This is a genomic window from uncultured Sneathiella sp. (assembly GCF_963973085.1).
In the GTDB taxonomy this organism is placed as follows: Bacteria; Pseudomonadota; Alphaproteobacteria; order Sneathiellales; family Sneathiellaceae; genus Sneathiella.
In genome coordinates this window covers 12,323-32,819 of sequence record NZ_CAXAXA010000011.1, presented here as the reverse complement: position 1 = coordinate 32,819, position 20,497 = coordinate 12,323, and the positions used below count along the sequence as shown (strand labels likewise).

17 protein-coding genes and 2 pseudogenes are annotated in these 20,497 nt (G+C 53.1%); 13 read left to right on the top strand and 6 right to left on the bottom strand.

What is annotated here, in order from left to right; all coding sequences use genetic code 11:
- Positions 1 to 340: 340 nt before the first annotated feature.
- Positions 341 to 1,039: a TetR/AcrR family transcriptional regulator gene (locus AACZ19_RS18005; RefSeq protein WP_339635902.1), complete on the bottom strand. Its 699-nt coding sequence runs from the start codon at positions 1,037 to 1,039 to the stop codon at positions 341 to 343.
- A 120-nt stretch (positions 1,040 to 1,159) separates the two neighbouring features.
- Positions 1,160 to 1,939 (bottom strand): enoyl-CoA hydratase-related protein, encoded by a 780-nt coding sequence (locus AACZ19_RS18000; protein ID WP_339635901.1) that lies wholly within the window; start codon positions 1,937 to 1,939, stop codon positions 1,160 to 1,162.
- A 258-nt stretch (positions 1,940 to 2,197) separates the two neighbouring features.
- On the opposite strand from AACZ19_RS18000, the gene AACZ19_RS17995 reads away from it, so the two are divergent.
- From AACZ19_RS17995 to dctP, 3 genes are all read left to right on the top strand, one after another.
- Positions 2,198 to 2,980: an SDR family oxidoreductase gene (locus AACZ19_RS17995; protein WP_339635900.1), complete on the top strand. Its 783-nt coding sequence runs from the start codon at positions 2,198 to 2,200 to the stop codon at positions 2,978 to 2,980.
- Between the two features lie 33 nt (positions 2,981 to 3,013).
- Positions 3,014 to 4,117 (top strand): CaiB/BaiF CoA-transferase family protein, encoded by a 1,104-nt coding sequence (locus AACZ19_RS17990; protein WP_339635899.1) that lies wholly within the window; start codon positions 3,014 to 3,016, stop codon positions 4,115 to 4,117.
- Positions 4,118 to 4,346: 229 nt separating this feature from the next.
- Positions 4,347 to 5,426: a TRAP transporter substrate-binding protein DctP gene (dctP, locus tag AACZ19_RS17985; protein WP_339635898.1), complete on the top strand. Its 1,080-nt coding sequence runs from the start codon at positions 4,347 to 4,349 to the stop codon at positions 5,424 to 5,426.
- Positions 5,427 to 5,609: 183 nt separating this feature from the next.
- Here the strand turns inward: dctP and AACZ19_RS17980 are convergent.
- The 4 genes and pseudogenes from AACZ19_RS17980 to AACZ19_RS17965 form a co-directional block, all read right to left on the bottom strand.
- Positions 5,610 to 6,632, bottom strand: a pseudogene (locus tag AACZ19_RS17980) (acyl-CoA dehydrogenase family protein); the annotation flags it as partial.
- Positions 6,633 to 6,649: 17 nt separating this feature from the next.
- Positions 6,650 to 7,096, bottom strand: a pseudogene (locus AACZ19_RS17975) (IS5 family transposase); the annotation flags it as partial.
- A 77-nt stretch (positions 7,097 to 7,173) separates the two neighbouring features.
- Positions 7,174 to 7,593, bottom strand: coding sequence for an OB-fold domain-containing protein (locus AACZ19_RS17970; protein WP_339635897.1), 420 nt, complete (start codon positions 7,591 to 7,593; stop codon positions 7,174 to 7,176).
- A complete protein-coding gene (locus tag AACZ19_RS17965; RefSeq protein ID WP_339635896.1) occupies positions 7,590 to 8,783 on the bottom strand; it encodes a thiolase family protein in 1,194 nt (397 codons plus the stop codon). The genes AACZ19_RS17970 and AACZ19_RS17965 overlap by 4 nt, the downstream gene beginning before the upstream one ends.
- 257 nt (positions 8,784 to 9,040) lie before the next feature.
- Between AACZ19_RS17965 and AACZ19_RS17960 the strand changes: the two genes are divergently transcribed.
- The 10 genes from AACZ19_RS17960 (at position 9,041) to AACZ19_RS17915 (ending at position 20,302) form a co-directional block, all read left to right on the top strand.
- A complete protein-coding gene (locus tag AACZ19_RS17960; protein ID WP_339635895.1) occupies positions 9,041 to 9,709 on the top strand; it encodes a TetR/AcrR family transcriptional regulator in 669 nt (222 codons plus the stop codon).
- Between the two features lie 221 nt (positions 9,710 to 9,930).
- Positions 9,931 to 12,093 (top strand): acetate--CoA ligase family protein, encoded by a 2,163-nt coding sequence (locus AACZ19_RS17955; protein ID WP_339635894.1) that lies wholly within the window; start codon positions 9,931 to 9,933, stop codon positions 12,091 to 12,093.
- A gap of 10 nt (positions 12,094 to 12,103) precedes the next feature.
- Positions 12,104 to 12,574 carry a MaoC/PaaZ C-terminal domain-containing protein gene (locus AACZ19_RS17950; protein ID WP_339635893.1) on the top strand — a complete coding sequence of 157 codons (471 nt, stop codon included), beginning with the start codon at positions 12,104 to 12,106 and terminating at the stop codon, positions 12,572 to 12,574.
- A gap of 2 nt (positions 12,575 to 12,576) precedes the next feature.
- On the top strand, positions 12,577 to 13,728 hold the full coding sequence (locus AACZ19_RS17945) for an acyl-CoA dehydrogenase family protein (RefSeq protein WP_339635892.1): 1,152 nt from the start codon (positions 12,577 to 12,579) through the stop codon (positions 13,726 to 13,728).
- 63 nt (positions 13,729 to 13,791) lie between these two features.
- Positions 13,792 to 14,934 (top strand): CaiB/BaiF CoA-transferase family protein, encoded by a 1,143-nt coding sequence (locus tag AACZ19_RS17940; RefSeq protein WP_339635891.1) that lies wholly within the window; start codon positions 13,792 to 13,794, stop codon positions 14,932 to 14,934.
- A 22-nt stretch (positions 14,935 to 14,956) separates the two neighbouring features.
- Positions 14,957 to 16,426: a hypothetical protein gene (locus AACZ19_RS17935; protein ID WP_339635890.1), complete on the top strand. Its 1,470-nt coding sequence runs from the start codon at positions 14,957 to 14,959 to the stop codon at positions 16,424 to 16,426.
- 15 nt (positions 16,427 to 16,441) lie between these two features.
- Positions 16,442 to 17,212, top strand: a complete 771-nt coding sequence (locus tag AACZ19_RS17930) for an enoyl-CoA hydratase-related protein (RefSeq protein WP_339635889.1) — start codon at positions 16,442 to 16,444, stop codon at positions 17,210 to 17,212.
- A gap of 137 nt (positions 17,213 to 17,349) precedes the next feature.
- The gene (locus AACZ19_RS17925; RefSeq protein ID WP_339635888.1) at positions 17,350 to 18,216 is read left to right on the top strand and encodes a MaoC/PaaZ C-terminal domain-containing protein; all 867 of its coding nucleotides are present in this window, start codon (positions 17,350 to 17,352) and stop codon (positions 18,214 to 18,216) included.
- A 46-nt stretch (positions 18,217 to 18,262) separates the two neighbouring features.
- A complete protein-coding gene (locus AACZ19_RS17920) occupies positions 18,263 to 19,462 on the top strand; it encodes a CoA transferase (protein ID WP_339635887.1) in 1,200 nt (399 codons plus the stop codon).
- 54 nt (positions 19,463 to 19,516) lie between these two features.
- Positions 19,517 to 20,302 carry an SDR family oxidoreductase gene (locus AACZ19_RS17915; RefSeq protein ID WP_339635886.1) on the top strand — a complete coding sequence of 262 codons (786 nt, stop codon included), beginning with the start codon at positions 19,517 to 19,519 and terminating at the stop codon, positions 20,300 to 20,302.
- Positions 20,303 to 20,497 lie beyond the last annotated feature (195 nt).

Genomic DNA, 20,497 nt, shown 5'->3' with positions numbered 1-20,497 from the left:
CACCTCTATTATAATTTGTGTTAGCCGGATATGGATCACGACTTTTCCAAACCTTGCGCTCCCCCTTTTTGTGTCGTCAATGTTTTTGATTTCCGGCCCTGATCTCTTTGTCGAAGTATGCAAATGCGGTGCGCGCGCGATGGCTAATCGTAATGCGGCGATGCCTTCCAGCTCAATCCGTAGTGCGCGGATGCTGTTGGAGTTGGACAGCAGTTACGTTTCCTCCTGCCTTGAACGCGAGCGGGAAGCCCTTTTTACAAGTCGTCGCGCAGCCGGACTTTCTTGCCCGACTTGAAGAGAGGGTAAGAAACAAACAGGGCGGCTAGCCAATGATAAAAATTTATTGTTGCGTGTTGAAAAGACCATTGACAATGAGGCTTCGTGCCGCCCGGATCAAGTCATCGCCGGACAGCTTCATTTCCTGACGTGACCATTCAATAAAAATACCGTCATGTAGAGCAATTACAATAGATGCGAGTTCGCGGGTTGGAACGATAAGCTTGATTTCACCATTTTTTTGTCCTGCCGCAATGGTTGCCTCCAGATGAGTATAGAGTAGCTGATAGATCTCCCTAATATGCTTGGATATTTTGTTTTTTTGGCCAGCGAATTCCATCGACATTGTAATAAGCAACAGCATCTCGTCGCGGTTTGTCAAACCGAGACCGGCGTGAACATGCATAAAATGGACAAGCGCTGCCTTGACGGAGTCGCAATCTGTGCCGAGGGCTTCGATAATCAGGTCGACAATTCGTTCCTTGGTACGATCAAGCAGGGAATGAAGCAATGCCTCCTTGGTGCCGAAATGGAAGTAGACTGCCCCTTTTGTAAGCTTGGCGCCAGCGGCAATGTTTTCCAGGGTTGTTGCTTTGTATCCATTGGCTATAAACAACTTGCAAGCGCAGACCATGAGATTTTCGAAACTCTCCTGGCTTTGTTGCTTCTTTGTTTTGCGCTTTTTTATCGCGACGGGTTTGTCCGCCTGGGAACTTTGTTTCCCGGTCGTGTCGTTCCCGTTCCGCGCTATTGTTTTCGTCATTCCGGCCTCAGTAATCTTCATTGACAAACATTCTCGTCACTGAATTTCTCGCAACCCTTCCCACTGAAGCTTTGCAACTTAAGGCATAACGGAAAACAGGCGTTTGGGCAAATCAAACGTCTAGAATTTCTGCCGGAAATTCGGTTTCCGCTTTTCATTAAATGCGTTCACACCTTCTTTCGATTCAGCGGACTGGTAGAACAATGCCAGTGCCTGCATGCCAAGGTTGCCGACACCCCGGATATTCTCAGTCGCGGCATTAAAAGAGCGCTTTGCAATCGCAATCGCTGTCGGGCTTTTCTGCAGGATCTCCTTGCACCATTGGTCAATTTCCTCGTCCAGTTCATCATGGGGTACCACAGCGTTGCATAACCCCATTTCGAGCGCTTGTTCTGCAGAATATTGTCGACATAAATACCAGATTTCCCGTGCTTTCTTTTCACCAATCGCGTGCGCGAGATAAGCCGTCCCCCAGCCCGGATCAACGGAACCGACTTTCGGTCCGGCTTGCCCGAATTTTGCCTTGTCAGAGGCTATGGCGAGATCGCAAAGAGTAACCAGGACATTTCCTCCACCAATGGAATAACCCTGAACACGGGCGATGACCGGTTTTGGAATATCGCGCAAAACCGTATGTAATTCTTCAATCGGCAGACCGATAGTGCCGCGCCCATCGTAGAACCCGTCATGTTCGGACTGGTCGCCGCCAACACAGAATGCCCGATCACCGTGGGCACCGAGGACGATAACGCCAACCTCGTCGTCCCAGCCAGCATCATTAAGAGCATTTATCAGGTCAACAATGGTTTGGCCGCGGAATGCGTTCATCTTGTCCGGGCGGTTGATGTAAATTCGTGCAACCCCGTCGCGCTTTTCAAAAGTAATATCCTGATAGGTCATTTTTTCTTGTCCTTTTACTTTGGCTTCTTTGCTACCCAGGCGACGCTCTAGATGCCGGAATAGCCCGGGCCGGAGGAACCGCCAAATATGTATGCGCCAAGCTTACGTTATTTGTTTCGGTTGACGCATACTATCCAGATGGTATGCTATTTGCGCGCCCCTGTGTCAATAGAGAACACGCGGTCAATGCTTAAGGAGATCGGTGGATATCCGTCACCTCATTGGGAAGGCCAATAATGGATTTGGGAGAAAAAAATAATGGAATATACGCATATGAAGGGCAAATCCGCGATCGTTACCGGTGGGTCCGGCGGCTTGGGCCTCGCCATCGCCAAGCGCCTAGCAGCTAGTGGTTGTAATCTAGTTGTTTCCGGCAGAACGGAGGCGCGAGGCGCTGAAGCGGTAGAGGAACTCAAAATGCTTGGCGCGAAGTCTGCTTTCGTCCAGGGTGATTCAGGCGACTATGAAAATTGTAAACGTATTGTCGCGAGGGCCCGGGAAGAGCATGGCGGTGTCGACATATTGGTTAGCGCGGGTGCGGAAGGCCCTTTCGGACCAAAGCCGTTCCGGCAAATGTCTCCCGCTCAGCTTGAGGAGAGCTTCGCGTCGCGCTTTTTCCCGCGTATCTTTCCCGTGCATGCCGCTGCTGACGCGTTGGAAGTAAGCAAAGGGTGCGTGGTTCTTATCACCACGGATGCGGCGCGATTTCCAACCACGGGAGAATCCGTTATTGGCGCTGTCGGGGCATCCATAATCCTTATGACGAAAACGTTGGGGAGAGAATTTTCGAAAGCCAATATACGGATAAATTCCGTAGCCATGACCTTGACCTCAGCTACACCTTCATGGGACCGGATATTTAACAATGACGAGTTTGAGTGGAAAGTCTTCTCCAAGGCGCTGGAGAGATTTCCGCAGAAACGTGCACCAACTGCGGACGAAGTTGCGGCGGTAGCAGTTTTTCTTGCCTCTGATGAGGCCGCGCAAATCACCGGACAAACTGTCAGTGTAAATGGCGGGTTATCATTCGGCGGCTGGTAAGACTGTTTTGAACGAGGATAAAGGGAGAATATAATGGGCCCACTTAACGGACTTAAAATACTGGAAATGGAGGCCATCGGGCCCGTGCCTTTCGCGGCGATGCTGCTCGCCGATCTCGGTGCTAGTGTATTGCGCATCGAACGGCCGGGTGGAACGGATGTTGGGCTGCCCCGGGAGCGCCATCTTGATCTGACATTGCGCAATCGGAAAATCGTCACGCTAAATCTTAAAGATACGGACGAATTCGAGAAAATATGGCCGTTGGTGGAAAAGGCCGATGTGTTACTGGAAGGAGGTCGGCCCGGCGTCATGGAGCGGCTTGGTTTGGGCCCGGATGAATGCCTCGCACGCAATCCACGCCTCGTTTATGGCCGAATGACGGGATGGGGGCAGGAGGGGCCACTCGCACAAGCGGCAGGCCACGATATGAATTACATTGCCCTTGCGGGAGCACTACATGGAATTGGTCGAGCGGATCAGCCGCCGACACCTCCGCTTAATCTTGTCGGCGACTACGGCGGTGGTTCAATGTATCTGGTTTTTGGTATACTAAGCGCTCTTTATGAACGCAGCACATCAGAGAAGGGGCAGGTTGTCGATGCCGCCATTGTTGACGGTACGGCGTCATTGATGACGGTGTTCGCCGGCATGTATAAGCAGGGCTTGATGACCTATGAGCGTGGCAAGAATGTTATTGATTCCGGTGCCCATTTTTACGACGTATATCAATGCTTGGACGGCGAATGGATTTCTCTTGGGCCGATCGAACCTAAATTCCAGAAACTCATGCTGGCGGCGCTAGAAATTGAGTATGATGATCTGGATGCGACCTATCACCGGGAGAACTGGGCGGGTTTGAAGGCGCAAATCGCGGCGCGCATCGCCGAGAAAACCCAGGCGGAGTGGAATGAGATCTTGGAAGGCACGGATTGCTGCTACGCACCAGTGCTGTCCCTGGAAGACGCGGCTCGGCATCCACATAACCGGGCTCGCGGTACATTTATTGATGTTGCCGGGGTGATGCAGCCTGCGCCAGCCCCGCGCTTCAGTCGTTCCAGTCCTGATCCGATACGCCCGCCGGTCAAACAAACACCTGAAAAAGATGAAGAGACTATCCGGAATTGGCTGACAGGGTAGTTTGCATTTCATTAGATCGTTGAAGATGCCAATAAACATAGGATTAGCAATCGCTTTAAAATATAAATACTATCTGTATGGTATGTATCTTGTGAAAATCGCCGATTTCATATAGAATGTTAGCCGCGATAGGGAAGAAAAGGGAAAAACCTTCACCCAAAGACGAATAAAAAAAACATTTTCGCAGCCAAGCGGAAGTCAATAGCAGAGAAAAAAGAGAGGAAATCCAATGAAAAAAATGATTGCAGTGTCAGTCGTCACGCTGATAGCATTGCTCGGTGTCGCAAGCGCATCGGCCGAAGAATTCACCCTGCGTGTATCGCAGCATCATTCTTCTAGCTCAGCCTTGGTCAATACGGTCACGAAACCATACGCTGAGTTTATCGAGAAGCAAAGCGGCGGGCGTATTAAGGTGGAAACCTTTCCAGATGGTGTTCTGCATGGTCCGCGGGACGGTTTCAAGGCCATCTTGACGGATATCACCGACGTAGCCCCCGCCTATCCGGTCTATGTACCCAACAGCTTTCATTTGACGCACGGCCTCTATCTACCGGGTGCTTTCTCAAGCATTTATACGGCTATTCGTGTTGCCCAGGAACTTTATCCAAAATATCTGAAGGACGAGTATGAGGCCATGGGCGTGGAGTTGGCATTTATCGGCGGCAGCGCGCCTTACGATCTATTAACTACCAAAAAAGTGGAAAGTCTTGCTGACCTACGGGGTATGAAAATCCGTGGGGCTGGCTCGCTCGTTAATCGTATGGTTGAAGGATTTGGTGCAACCCCAGTGACAATACAGGCACCCGAAATGTACACGGCTTTTCAACAAGGCGTTATCGATGGTGTGATGGTTCCGGCAGAGAGTATTCTCACCTTCCGCGTTCAGGAAATTGCCAAATACTATGTGCCGCTCGATCTTGGCCGTGCCGGCCTTCCTTTCGCCCTCAGCCGTAAATTTTACACTGGGTTGCCCGATGATCTCAAAAAGGTCATAGTGGAAGGCGTGAATTATGGTAGCCTTCTCTATGCAGATTTTGTGGAGAAAGGGACGAAGGCGGCATTGGATGCACTGCGCGAAAATGGTGTTGATTTTGTCAAACTAACAGATGAAGATCGCAAAAAACTTCGTGGAGAAATGCAGCCTGTTTATGATGACTTTGTCAAAAAACATACAGACGCGGGCTATCCAGCCAAGGAGTTTCTAGCGGAAATGCAAAAGCTCTCCGACAAATATGGTGATATGAGTCGCGAAGAATTTATCAAACTAAATAAGGAACATCCGGTTAACGGCCTTCTTCCCGGTATGTAGGCGTTAAAAATGAAAGTGTAAGGAGGAACAAAGGAACAGGGTAAGCAGAACATGCTCATCCTATACGAACCAGGGTGGCAATGTGATCGTTGTCCGGCATGCCTGAAATGCGCCGCTTTAACAGATTGATCCTTGCCCCCCTGAAGCCGGTCCCTCCGTGCATGCGGGATTTTGGTTGCGGATCTAAACATGATCCCACCGGATATAAGGTGCTGACGGGGAACAGTGCTGACGGGGAACACTGCGCTTGGAATAACCCATCACGTTATTAGAAATTATGTTCCGTTGAATTTGGTTGGTGCCCTTAACGATTTGAAGAACTTTCGCGTCCCGAAAGTAACGATTTATTGGTCAATCATTTGAGATACCCGCAGCGCCAAATAATTGGACTGCGTCAGTTGCTACCCTCATAGCAGTACCGCTTGAATGACATTTTGCGATGGAGGCGAGCGTGGCGAGACTATTGCCACTCAATCCATCATCTACCGCTGCAGCAGCGTTGTAAACTAATTGCCGAGAAGCTTCAATCTGTACGGCCATATCTGCAATGATCCACCGAACTCCTTGAAAATCAGCCACAGACTCGCCGAATTCCATTCGCTCCTGGACAAACGAAATTGTATGATCCATTGCACCTTGCGCCAAGCCAACCCCTCGCGCACCAATAATAGGGCGAGATTTATTAAATACCTCCGTGACAATCTTGAAACCAAGGCCTTCCGGTCCGAGGCGGTTTTCTTCTAGTATAAGGGCGTCGTCAAAATAGAGGGGACATGAAGGTATACCGCGTGCTCCCATTTTATCTTCCTTCGGGCCGATTTCAAAGCCAGGCGTATCGCGTTCGACAATGAACATATTGAGGCCATCCTTGTTCTCACCGCCTGAAATTTTTGCGGCAACCAGGACAAAATCAGAAATAGAAGAATTAGTGCGCCATATCTTTGATCCGGTTAGTCGATAGCCTCCTGTGCACCGTTCTGCGCGTGTTTGAATCCGCGCAACGTCAGAGCCACTCTGAGGTTCTGTTGTCGAAAAGGCAGCACGCAAATCGCCTGACGCTAAACCAGGAAGATAGCGTGCTTTCAGACCATCACTTCCACCCGCTAGAATCGCACCAAAGGGCACCCATTGAACAACCAGCAAATAGGCCGTATTATAACATACTCGACATAGCTCTTCGACCGTGAGGCAAGCCGAAAGCATACTTCCGACTGCTCCCCGTCAGCGCCTATGTAATCGTTCATCTGCCCTTCGGATAACAGCAGGATTGAAGGTCCGCCGTTCTTATCACACACAGCATGCAATTTTGAGTTCAAGCCGCCTTTCGTCCAACCGATACGGCGGGGAACATTCCCTTTTTTGAAAGGAAGCGCGCGGTGCGGTGCGCTTTAAGACGCGTGGCATCGATCATCAGACCATCAAGCTTACTGGCTTTGGCCGACAGTTCGGCAAATATTTGATTGAACACGCCCATGCGGCTCCAGCGCATAAAACGATTATATAGTATCTTATGCGGCCCGTATTCCCTGGGTGCATCCCGCCATTGTACACCGCGCTTGAGAGCATGAAGAATCCCACTGATCGTCCACACGCGGAACACCGCGCGAAGGCGGAAAATAAGGCTTTATAGTGTTTACCTGTGATTTCGATAACCAGAATAAATCGCTCACAATGAAATCTCCTTATCATCACAAGTGAATCATAAATTATCTGTTTAGTGAACCCTGTTTATAGGCCCTGAGCCTAATTACTCCGACCTTCGGGCGCCGTAGAGCGGACCATCCGTATAACGGACGACGACGATTTCAACGGTACTGTCGATAGGAATGGGGTCATCCTCCAGAAGCTGCGTTGCGATGCGGATGCCTTCCTTTAGATCGATAATCCCGGCATGGACCGGCGTTTCATTTTTGAATGCCGCCGGTGCCGCATGAATTACCGTTCGAGAATAGAGTGTCCCTTCTCCGGAGAGTTCCTTCCAGCTCACCGATTTTGACCAGCAATGCGGGCAGATCGGCTTTGGCGGAAAGGTAAATCGATTGCAGTCATCGCATATAGTCGTTTGAAACAAGCCTTCTGCCAGCGCATCCCAGAATATTTTTGTGCATTCAGTTGGCCTTGGCGGATAGGCGCGCGGGCGATCAATATCGACAATTTCAATGCTCATCTTACAGCCTCCAGAATTTGCACCATCGCGGCGTTATAGTTACCGAGTTCGCAACTCGTAGCTCCCAACCTCGCATTTGAAACCTGCCTCTTTCCTGCCTGGCCGCGAAGCTGCTCCACTGCTTCATACATATTGTAAAGTGGCGTTACATAGGCTGGATGGCCGCGCGATAACAATCCGCCTGAAGTCGAAATTGGAATGCGGCCGCCAAGGGTTGTCTCTCCTTCAGCCGCCATGCGGGCGCCTTTGCCGCGCGGTGCAAGCTCCATTGCTTCACTCGCCAACACTTCAACAATAGTGCAGGGGGCATAGATCTCGGCAAAATCAAGATCCTTGGCCGTTATGCCGGCATCCTCATAAGCGGTCTTACTCGCTCTCTGCAGGGAATTGAAGGCAATCATATCGTTCGGAATTTCACTGATCTGGTGAACGCCTTCATGATAAAAGCCCCGCCCGCGCATCAGAACATAGGGCCGGCCGGACGCCTTGGCGATATCCTCTGAGCAAAGCAGGATACAAACCGCGCCATCGCCTCGCGGCGGCACTTCGTAGAGCCCGAGCGGTTCAACAATTTCGCGCTGCGCCATGACCTCGTCCAGCGTGATCAGCTTTTGATATTGTGCGATAGGGTTAAGTGATGCGTGATAGCGGTTCTTGACGGCGACGCTTGCAAGTTCCCGTCGCGATGAGCCGTGTTCGTGAATGTAGCGGTTGGCGTCCATGGCGTACCAGGCGATCGGCGTGAGACCAAAGGGGGTATGAAAATCGACATCGCCGGTCGCCCGCATGCTGCTGTTCATATGTTCGGCTGAAGGTGTCGCGCTTTCAAAGTTGACGCCGAGGGCGAGGGCGGCGCCCGCGCGACCGCTTTCGATATCGCGGATCGCTTGTTCAAGGGCGATGCCGCCCGTCATGCCGTTGCCGAGCACCTCCATCACCGAAGCCGCGCAGGGCATGCGCAGATAATTGGCCATGAAGGTCGCAAAATATTTCTGCTGTGTATAGGGACGGCACTGGGCTAGGACGAGACTATCAATCTCTTCTTTCGGGAGCCCGCCGTCATTCATTGCGTCAATGACCATTTGTGCCAGGACTTCGTGCTCCAGCGTATGGACCTCTGCCTTGGCCTCGCTTTGAAATTTCCCAACAGGTGTGGCAGCCATGCCGAGAATTGCTACATTTTTCTTCATTTTATCCCTTGCTTTCCCTTGGGTTTTTTCCTGCACAGAAACTGGATAATCAATTTAAAATGAATGATGGTTCAGTTTATTGCTGGAGTCAATAGATGTTCAATGCTATGCTGACGCATGCAGCATTAAGGAATGATCAGATGGCCGTTAGTGCCTGGTTCAATTCTATGGAATTTTGAATTGAACGGTCCGGCAGCTCTGTCCCGGATGACTGTGCGGTCAATTATCACAGGCAAATTTGGATCGGGTAAGCATTAATGAAAAACATCCAAACGGCCCAAGAGAGGACAAATTCGACAGGCAGCAATTCAGCAGTACGGCGGCGGCAATTTGTCAACGCCGCCACGGACCTCTTTTCCAACAAGGGATTTCACGAAACAACCGTCAAGGAAATCGCTGAGAAAGCGGGGGCCAGTCCCGGCCTGGTTTACAACTATGTGCGGGATAAGGAAGAGCTCTTGCTGCTGGCGATCATGGGAGTTCTCGAGAGTTATAAAAAGGAAGTTCCAAAGGCCGTAAATGGCCAAAGTGACCCTATTATACGGTTTTCTGCAGCGCTCACGGCCTATATAGAGGTAGTCGCAAACAAGCCGAAGGCGACACTGTTGGCTTATCGTTACACCGCGATACTTCCGCCGTCAATGCGTGACCAGATCAAGCAACTGGAGATCGAGACGAACAGGATCATTTCTGAATGCATAAGCGATTGCATCGCTGCCGGTTACTTTCGAGAGATAAATGTTGAGCTTATTTCCTACCGCGCCGTGCTCTTGGCTCATGGATGGGCTCTCAAAAGCTGGCGTCTTGGGAAACTTCATAGTGTTGAGGAATATATTGAAGGGAATCTCGATTTGTTCCTGACGGCCTTATTTACGGATAAAGGACGTGAGCATTATCGCGACCTTGGTTTCGTGAAAAGCAAGTAATGGGAAGCTCCGACTAGACAGGCGGAGGGACGGAGCCGTTGTCGCTTTATTGAGTGCTTGTCGTATGTGTTGATTGCGCGAAAGAGCGTTCGATTCTTATGGATATTTTATCAGTTCCGACAACAATAGCTGCTTGACATATTTTTTGAAATGAATGATTGTTCATTTAATTTCGATGTGATGCTTGAGCATAAGAAATAATAACAAGGGATAATGCGCCAATGCATAAGGCTGTTGAACGGTCAGTTTACGGATATGAAGATTTACGCCGGCTGATCGCCCCGGAGACTGTTGCCGTCGTTGGCGCGTCCTCCACGCCAGGATCCTTTGGCGAGCGGACACTGTCCAACATGCGCGGATTTTCCGGGCAGGTTTTCGGCGTTAATCCGAAATATAAGGAAGCCGCTGGATTTAGCTGCTACCCGTCGATCACAGAGCTTCCGGTTTCTCCCGATTGCGTGATTGTCGCGCTGGCGGCTCCGTTTGTTGAGGATGTCATTCGCGAATGCGCCGTTTGCAATGTCGGCGGCGTCATCGTCTTTGCCTCCGGTTTTGCGGAAACGGGAACGCCGGAGAATATGGCGGCGCAGCAGCGCATCGTTGACCTCGCACGGGAAACGGGCGTGCGAATTGTCGGACCGAACTGTGTTGGTCTGGTGAACACGACGCTTGGAGCGGGCCTAAATTTCATGCCCGGCTTTTACAAAACCAAGCTCATCGACGGGCCTGTATCCGTTATATCCCAAAGCGGCGGACTTGGTTACACGCTGTTTCAGGGGATGGAGCGCGGCGTCGGTATTAGCAAATATCTTGCCTCCGGTAATTCCTGCGATGTCGATGTCTGCGACTATATTTCCTTTCTCGCGGAAGATCCCGGAACCAACGTCATTGTTTGCCTTCTCGAAGGCGTGAAAGACGGCGCTCGCTTTGTCGAGGCCGCGCAGAAAGCCTATGATCACGGTAAGCCGTTGCTGGTCTATAAGATGGGCGTCGGGGAACTCAGCCGGAAGACGGCAATGTCCCACACCGGAACAATGGTTGGTTCCCGAGAGGCATTCGATGCCGCGATTGCCAAAACCGGGGCCGTTGCCATCAATCGTCTCGATGGGCTTTTGGAGGCCGCGAATTTCTTCGCCCGCGCCGGTGTGCCGCGGTCCGGAAAAGGTGTCGGTGTTATGGCGACCTCCGGCGGCGCCGCCGTGGTGACGGCGGACAAGGCGGAAGAACATGGCGTTGTGCTGCCGCCGCTGGCAAAAGTAACCGCCGACAAATTGAGCAAGATCGTGCCCGGCTTCGGCTCGGTCGCCAATCCGTCTGATCTCACAGCCGAAGTCCTCAAAACGAAGGAAAGTTTTATCGGTTGCTTCGACGCTTTCGCGGAGGACCCGTCTTTCGATGCGATCATCGTGCCCCTGGTCTTTGCGAGCCCGGAAAGCTCCGGCGCCCGTACACCGATCATGTGCGAAATGGCCAAGCGGACAGGCCTGCCGATCGTCGGCATCTGGATGAATGACTGGCTGGAAGGGCCCGGCAGTGAAGTGCTGGATGCCGATACAAGGGCCTGCATTTTCCGCTCCTCCGACCGTTGTTTTGAGACCATTGCTCTCTGGCAGGAATGGCATCGCGGCCGTAAGGCGCCGAAGAACAAGAGTACGCGTCGGCTTAGTTCAAAAACGGCGGCTGAAAGTGCGAGAAAAATTATTGAGGCGATGAAGCCTGGCGAAAAAAGCCTCGATGAAACGAAGGCAAAGCAATTGCTTGCTGAATACGGGATTGCTCCGCTGAAAGAAGCTTTCGCGGCAACGGCGGAAGATGCGGTGAGTGAAGCGCGGAAGATAGGCTTTCCCGTGGCGGTGAAAATAGTTTCACCGGACATTCTCCATAAAACGGAAGTTGGTGGCGTCCGGCTCGGTTTGACCGATGAAGCTGCGTTACGGGCCGCGATTGAAGACATGATGAGCTCGATTTCCGCGTCATTGCCGAAAGCGAAGATCGACGGGGTTGTTGTCCAGGAAATGGCGCCAAACGGCGTTGAACTGGTGGTCGGTGCGACGATTGACGAGCAGTTCGGGCCGTTGATTGCAGTCGGCCTCGGCGGTACGATGGTTGAACTTCTGCAGGATACGGCAGTCCGTCTCGCGCCACTCACGCCGGCGGACGTTGGCGAAATGCTGGAAGGCTTGAAGTGTTATCCGTTATTGACGGGCTTCCGCGGCAGCAAGCCGGTTAATCTGGACGCGGTCACTGACCTGATTGTCCGTTTCTCGGAATTTGTGTCAGACTTGCCGGATTATATAACTGAAGTAGATGTTAATCCGGTCATTGCGACCGTCGACAGGGCGGTTTGCGTCGATGCACTCATCGCCGTTAATCCGAAAAGGTAGGAGGGAACCCATGGGAAAAGCTATTGAGGAATTCAAAATTGGCGACGTGGCAATGAGCCCCGGCCGCACCGTCACCGAAACCGATGTCGTCATGTTCTCGGGCCTGTCCGGCGATACGAACCCCGCCCATACAGATGCGGTGCATTCGGCGAAAAGCCCTTTTGGCCAGCGTATCGCCCATGGTGCACTGGTCTTGTCGTTGGCGACCGGTCTCAGCGCCCGTATCGGCGATCTTGACGGGACGGCAATTGCGGCCCTAGGCATCGATGAATGGCGGTTTATTGGACCCGTCCTTTTCGGCGACACGATTTACTTGCGCAGCACGGTTATCGAAGCGCGGCCCACTTCCAAACCCGACCGCGGCGTTCTGCGGCGGAAAATGGAAATACTCAATCAGGACGGCGTTGTCGTCCAAAGCGGCATCCACAATACGATGGTCATGACAGCGGCAGCCAAAGCCGCCAGCCAAGCAGGGAAATAAAAATGGAAACGACAAATCTTTTTGGCTTGTCCGAAGAACAGATAATGATCCGCGAGAACGTTCTTGATCTTCTTGAGCGGGTTATGCCGCGGGAGAAAATCAAGCAACTCGATAAAGCGGGTGAGTTTCCTTTCGAAGCCTATCAGGCGCTCGCTGACGCCGGTTGGATGGGCCTCGCTTATCCGGAAGAGTTTGGCGGAGCGGGCGGCAGTAACAAGGATCTTGCCGTCCTGATCGAGGCGATGGCCTATCATTATGGCGGCATCGCAACCGCCTACAATACGACCATCGTCTATGCGGGCATGCACATCTGTCGCCATGCTTCCAAGGAAGTTCGTGAAGAACTCATGCCTAAGATTATCAATGGCACGGCAAAGCTTGCCCTTGGCTTGACCGAACCCGGCGCCGGTTCCGATGCTGCCTCGATCCAGACCAAAGCGGTGCGAGACGGGGACGAATATGTCATCAACGGGCAAAAGCTCTATACGACCTGCGCGCATGTTGCAGATTATCTGATCATCGTCACGAAGACACGGCCGGGCTCCGGCCATAAGGGCATGACGATTTTCTTGGTTGATGCGAAGCAGCCTGGTGTCACCATTCGTCCGCTCGACATGCTGGGCCGCCATACGACCCATGCAAACGAAGTCTTCCTTGATAATGTCCGTACACCCGCGAGCTGGATGATCGGCGAGGAGAACGAAGGCTGGAAGAACCTGATGGATTGCCTGAATGTGGAGCGGATGTGCATCGCTGCCGTTGGGGCGGGGAACACTTTCAAGATCCTTGACTACACCCTCGATTACGCGAAAGGACGCGAACAGTTCGGCCGCGCAATCGGCAAATTCCAGGTCATCCAGCACAAGCTCGCGGATATGCGGATCAAGGCGGAGACAAACCGGCTGTTCCTCTATCGGGTCGCCGATCTTCTGGACAATGGTCAGAATGCGGTGATGGAAACCTCGATGGCGAAGGTTGTTGCGACCGAAAATAATTTCGAGGTTGCCAATATGGGAATGCAGATTTTCGGAGGCGCCGGCTATACCACCGCCTATGATATCGAAATGATGCTCAGGGATGCGCGTATCGGCCCCATCGGTGCGGGCACCAGCGAAATTCAGCGCAACATCATTGCCAAACTGATGGAGTTGTAGACCCTGCCATACTGCTCCTGGAATGTCAGTGAAGGTATAATAAGAAAACAAAAGGAATAAATCATGGGACCGCTCACAGGGGTGAAAATCGTTGAATTCGGGGGCGTTGGTCCCGGACCCTTTTGCGCCATGCTTTTATCTGATATGGGCGCGGAGGTACTTCGTGTTGATCGCACGTCGCCGAGCGGGCTTGGGGTTGAGAAGGAAATCCGGTTTGATACCACGCGCCGCGGGCGCCGGTCCGTTGCGGTAGATATGAAAAGCGAAGGCGGCCGGGAAGTTGTCCGCAACCTTATCGATCAGGCCGACGGCCTGATCGAAGGGTTCCGTCCCGGTGTGATGGAGCGGCTTGGCTTCGGTCCGGATGACTGCCTCGCTTATAACCCGAAGCTTGTTTATGGGCGGATGACAGGCTGGGGTCAGGATGGCCCGCTTGCCAATCATGTCGGCCATGACATCAATTACCTGGCAATCAGCGGCGCCTTGAGCATGATCGGGCGGCAAGGACAGCCGCCTTCCATACCGCTTAATCTGGTTGCTGATCTTGGCGGTGGCGGGATGTATCTCGCGCTTGGCGTTGTTGCGGCGTTGTTTGAGGCGAAAAGCAGCGGCAAGGGGCAGGTGGTCGATACAGCCATTCTCGACGGCACAGCCTCTCTTCTGACCACTTTCTATGGTTATTCGAGCGGCGGGCTTTGGAATGAAGAGCGTGAGCACAACCTGATTGACGGCGGTGCGCCCTGGTACAACGTTTACGAGACGAGCGATGGGAAATTCATTTCCGTTGGCGCGGTGGAGGCGAAATTCTACCGCGAACTTCTGAAAGCCATGGGGTTGGAGGGCGCCGAATTACCGGCTCAGTTCGACCGCGCCGGATGGCCAGAGGCAAAGAAGATTTTTGCTAATGTCTTCGCCACCAAAACCCGGGATGAATGGGTTGCGGCAATGGCGGGCTATGACGCCTGTTTTGCGCCGGTACTGAGCCTGAAGGAAGCAAGTCAGCATCCGCAATATGTGAAGCGCAGTGGCTTCACGGCCATGGATGGCGTTACTCATCCGGCGCCGGCACCGCGGTTCAGCCGTACGCCGTCGCAAATTCAGGGTCCTCCCCATGCCGACGGGGCGGACACCGATGCGGCCCTGTCTGATTGGGGCTTTTCAGTAGAACAACTGGCCGCCCTTCATAAATCCGGTTCGATCGCGTAACGGCAAGGGGAGCAGTCTTACCATGGCCACCCCTTCCAATGCTGGTGGCCCGATGCGGCTTTTGCCGGAGCGCTGGGATAGCCATATCACCTCCGTGAAGGGAGTGTTGCTTATCACGATGGCAATCGCTTCCGGTTGTCAGGGCATCTTTGGGATGACATGGTTGAAGATGCCCGTACTTGCCGGCATGATCCTCTACAGTATTATGATTACCCTTTCCGGCACCCGGGTCGTCCGGATATTCCTGCTGCTCGGGCTGATCTGCATTCCGCTTACCTTTACCTATGTTGACGATGCCTGGCAGGTCATAAATGAAGGAACGGTTCGTGCCCAGCTGTTCCTATCCTTTTTTACAGCAATCATGGTGCTGCGCGAGCCGGCCTTCCGCTCGCCGCTCTTGCAGGAAGCCGGAAAGATCATTGTACGACAGACACAAATGCGCCGGGTTCTGTTGCTGCTGCTCGGAAGCCATTTGTTCGGCCTAATGATGAATATGGGATCCGTCGTTCTGCTCGGCTCCATCGCATCGACGCATAACAAGAAGGAGGGAGCTGACGAGCCTGATTTCGCACAGCGTCAGTCAGCGCTGGCGATCATTCAGGGCTTTGTCTCAACCTTGATGTGGTCGCCCTTGTCGCTCGCGCCAATCGTCGTCGTCTCGCTGATGCCGGGGCTCACATCGTCAACGATTATCTCGCTGGGATTAATCGGGGCTCTGTTGTTATTTATTCTCAGTTTTGTCGTCAGCCAGCTCGAGATCTGGCTGCGGCGGCGGCAGGAAATTGCCGTGGTACCAGAGGTGAGCCGACCTGAAGCAAACTCCTTCCTTAAAATTCTGGTACGCGTTCTCCTGCTTGTCGTGACAATATTTTCCGCCATTACATTTTTGTCGATGCTGGCCTCCGTCGGGATCGCTGTGGCGGTTACACTCGCGATCCCGTTTATCGCCTTTATCTGGTTGCTGGTTCAGACCGGCGGAGACCTGGGTGCGTGCCTACGTGGTCCGGTCACGAACATGATCTTTCGCACCCTGCCACTGCAATCCTCCGAGGTCGGGATTTTGATGGTTGCCGGTTTCATGGGACCGGTTCTCGTCTCGCTTATGCCGTCGGCAGAGATTGTCACTTTTTTGCATAGCCATCATGTCTGGCCCGGACTGATCGTGCTGGCGAGCTTTTTCGCGATTGTCGTCGGAGGAGTAGTGGCAGTTAATCCGCTGATTTCTGTCACGATTGTCCTCGGCGTGATCGCCGATCCGATCGCCCTCGGCATTCATCCGGTTTTTCTCGCTATGTCAATTCTCACGGCCTGGGCCGTCGCATCGGAACTTTCCCCCTTTACCGGAGTTTCCCTGGTCACAGCGGGCATGTTTGGTGTCAAATCGACCACTCTTACCCTGGTCTGGAACCGCCTTTTCGGCATCATTACGCTGACCATCTGCACCATCATCATACTTATCGTTGGCGAACTGACGGCATTGCCAATACCATAAAAAAGGAGTTTCAGGATGCAGGATCTATCGATTGACCAACCCGCCGAAGGCATTGTCCGGCTCCGTATAAACCGGCCTGAGGCGCGTAATTCCTTGTCTGTGGACCTTCGCAAACAGATCGTCACCGAGCTCGCCCGTCTTGACGCGGATAAGGCAGTACGCGCGGTCATTCTGGCGGGAGGGGAGAAAGTTTTCGCGGCCGGTGCCGATATATCCGAGCTTAAGGGAATGACGCCCATAGGCATGATGCAGCGGGCGACCAACCTGATGTGGGTGGCCATCGCCGGATTCCGAAAACCCCTGATCGCGGCAGTGCGCGGCGCGGCCTTCGGCGGTGGATTTGAACTCGCGATGAGCACCGATATCATTGTCGCCGGCAGCAAGAGCCGCTTTGCGCTTCCGGAAGTAACTCTTGGCTTGATACCCGGAGGCGGGGGAACGCAACGGCTGATCCGGCTTGCCGGCAAGCATGTCGCCATGGATATTCTGATGTCGGGCCGTGTCCTGAGAGCTTCCGAAGCGCTCAATTTCGGCATTGTCAGCCGCTGCGTTGAAGATGAAGAAGTTGAAGAGGCGGCCGTCGACCTTGCGGCAGCAATCGCATCCAAAGCTCCGCTTGCCGTTCAACTTGCGAAGGAAGCTGCGTTGCTTGGGGCGGACGCGCCGCTTGCTAGCGGGCTCGCGCTTGAAACCCGCGCGATCCAGGTCCTCTTCGACAGTAATGATGTGGACGAGGGAATCTCCGCTTTTTTTGAAAAACGGCCACCGAAATTTAAGGGGAACTGAGCACTGTCAACCCTGCTAAAAGCGCGTTCCGCTTCTGTTTCACCTTTGGCGGACAGTGTGCTTGACAACGTGAATATTTTAATGAATGAATAATCAGTCATTATATAAAATTAAACAGATGCCAAACAGGAATCGAAATGGCTTTTCCTCATGACCTGGTAGAAAACTGGGAATTCGCACTGGCTGCTCAGACGATACGGGCCGAGGATTGCCTCTTCTACGCGCTCTCCGTTGGTATGGGACGCGACCCCCTGGACCGGGGAGAACTTCCCTTTGTCTATGGGCCGGAAATCAGGGTTCTACCGACGATGGCGGCGGTAGTCTGCACGCCTGGCTTTTGGGTTGAGGACGCGCGTATGGGGATCGACCTGACACGCATTTTTCACGGTGAACAAAGCATAACCTTACATAAGCCGATACCGGTGGGCGAGGAGCTTGTTGGTCATACGCGGGTTTCCGATATGATTGACAAGGGGCTCGGCGCAGGCGCCGTTATCGAGGTCGAGTGTCTGGTTAAAGATTCCACTGGTCACCCGGTATGGACTGTGAACCGGTCTGCATTTCTCGCAGGAGAAGGTGGATTTGGGGGGCGGAACAGATCGGTCCCGGCACCGGCGGTGATTCCGGACCGCGCGCCAGATCAGTTTGTCGATCTGCCGACAACCGGGCAGCAGGCATTGCTCTATCGTTTGAATGGGGATTTCAATCCCCTGCATGCTGATCCCGATGTCGCGGAACAGGCAGGATTCTCGCAGCCGATCCTGCACGGTCTTTGCACCTACGGTATCGCGGGGCACGCGCTATTGAAATCGGTCTGCGAGTACGACGTTGCCCGGTTTGGGCGATTGAGCGTTCGTTTCACCAAACCGACTTTCCCCGGCGATACCATTCGCGTCGAGATCTGGCGAAATGGCGAGGAAGGGGCGTTTTTTCGCTGCCGCGCCCTTGAACGCGGTGTAGTGGTTATAGCCAGCGGACGCTTCGATTTTGCGGATGGCTATTGAAACCCTGCCGAGCGGATGAGGGAATTGAATTCAGAGGAACATATTAATGAATAAAAAAGATCAGAAAACCGGGCAAACAGATGCGCTTCATGGCGTGCGCGTCCTTGATTTCACCTCGATGATGGCAGGCCCTTATTGCACAAGACTGCTTGCCGATCTCGGGGCGGAAGTGATCAAGATCGAACCTCTGAAAGGAGACTACATGCGCTACCAGCCGCCGCTCAACGGTGGAAGCAGCCGGTATTTTGGCCATCTTAACGCGGGCAAGAAGAGCATCGCGCTTGATCTTAAAAGCGAAGTGGGTTTGGACGTCGTCTGTGCTTTGGTTGCTTCCGCCGATGTTGTTGTCGAAAATTTCCGCCCCGGCGTCATGGCGCGATTGGGGCTCGACTATGAGAGCCTGGACAAGATCAACCCGCGGATCATCTATTGCGCGATTTCCGGATATGGACAGGATGGCCCAAAATCGAAAAAACCCGCCTATGCGCCGATGATACATGCCGCAAGTGGCTATGATATGACGCTTCTGCAGTATCAGGAGAAACAGGAAAAACCGGCTGTCACCGGCGTCTTCGTTGCCGATATCCTGGGCGGGCTTTACAGCACCTCGGCAATCCAGACGGCATTATTTCAGCGCGAGCGAAGCGGTATCGGCCAGCAAATCGATACAACCCTTATGGAATGCATGCTCAATCTCCTGATCTATGAGATCCAGTTCGAGCAGCAACCCTCTCCTGCACGCAGGCCCCGCTACGGTCCGCTGCCGGCCCTCGACGGTTTTATCATTGTCGTGCCCATAAACGCCAATAACTTTAAAAATCTCTGCCATGTGGTCGGGCATCCGGAATGGATGGAGGATCCGCTGTTTTTGACACCAGGCGACAGGGTGCGGAACTGGGATGAACTGATGGCGCGTGTCGGGCTCTGGACGGCGGAGAGGACTGCACTTGAATGTGAGACGATACTGCTTGACGGCGGTGTTCCGGCATCACGCTATCTCGGTGTCGGTGAGGCAATGCAGGATCCGCAAGCCATCCACCGCGGAAGTTTTGTCGATGTCGAGGATACGGCCGGAAAATTCCGTGTCGTCAATCCGCCGTACAAGATGAGCGGGACCGCTTCCCACGTCCGCGAATTTGTGCCGCGCCTCGGGCAGCACACGGAGGAGGTGCTACGGACCGTTGCGGGGTTTGATGCCAGAAAAATTTCGGCATTGAAAGATCAGGATGATCTTATTTTCGGATAGGAAATAAGTGCCGGAAACCGCCAGAAAAAAATTCAGATTGAGGAAGGAAACAGGATGAAGGTCAGACAACTAAGTGAATGCACAGCGATGCTGACAGGCTCAACGTCAAGTATCGGCTTCGAAATCGGTGCGCAGCTTGCGGAGGCCGGTGTACCGCGCATCATGCTGAACGGGCGGGATGCGAAACGCGGCGCTGACGCGGTGGCGCGATTGCAAAAACGTGCGCCTAAGGCTGACGTCCGGTTCGTCGCGGCGGATTCGACGAAATACGAAGGTGCCAAGCAGATTGTCGATGCGACAATCGCTGCCTTTGGGGAGCTGGATATTGTCGTCACGAGCATACCTGGGCCCAGCAATCACATGCCAATGCCATTTTACAAGAACAGCCCCGAAGCGCTTGACGCGCTTGTCAGCGCTCATTTCATGAGCGTGATCTATACCTGTCATGCGGCGTTATCGCATTTGGTTGAGCGCGAAGGCGGGGTCATCATTAATCTTTCTTCCGATGCCGCGAAAATAGCGACGCCGGGTGAAGCCGTCATCGGCGGAAGCAAGGCAGGAACATTAATGTTTACACGCACCATGGCGCTGGAACAGTCCCGGCACGGCATTCGCGTCAATGCCATCACGCCGTCCATTGTTGCCGGCACGGATGCCTATGACCGATTGATGGGCAATGAATTCACCAAACGGCTTTTCAAGAAGGCGGAAGAGAAGGCCAAGCTCGGGGTTGTAACGCCGGCCGATATCGCGCCTTTGGCAGTCTTTCTCGCAGGACCGGGCGCCGCTAAAATCACGGGGCAGGGCATTAGTGTAAATGGTGGGATTTCCGCAGCCTAAGTTTCAAAAAGAATAACCGAACTTTGGCGTCCCCGGTATCGGACGACGGCAAATTTCGACTTTGCCGGGAAAAAGCCGGGGATCAAGATAGCAAAAAAATGTTTGTAGTAGGTTTGATAATATAGTAAAGTGAATGAATAATCAGTCAGTTTTAATAATTATACGATAATAAACTACTCTTCAAGGGAGATATCG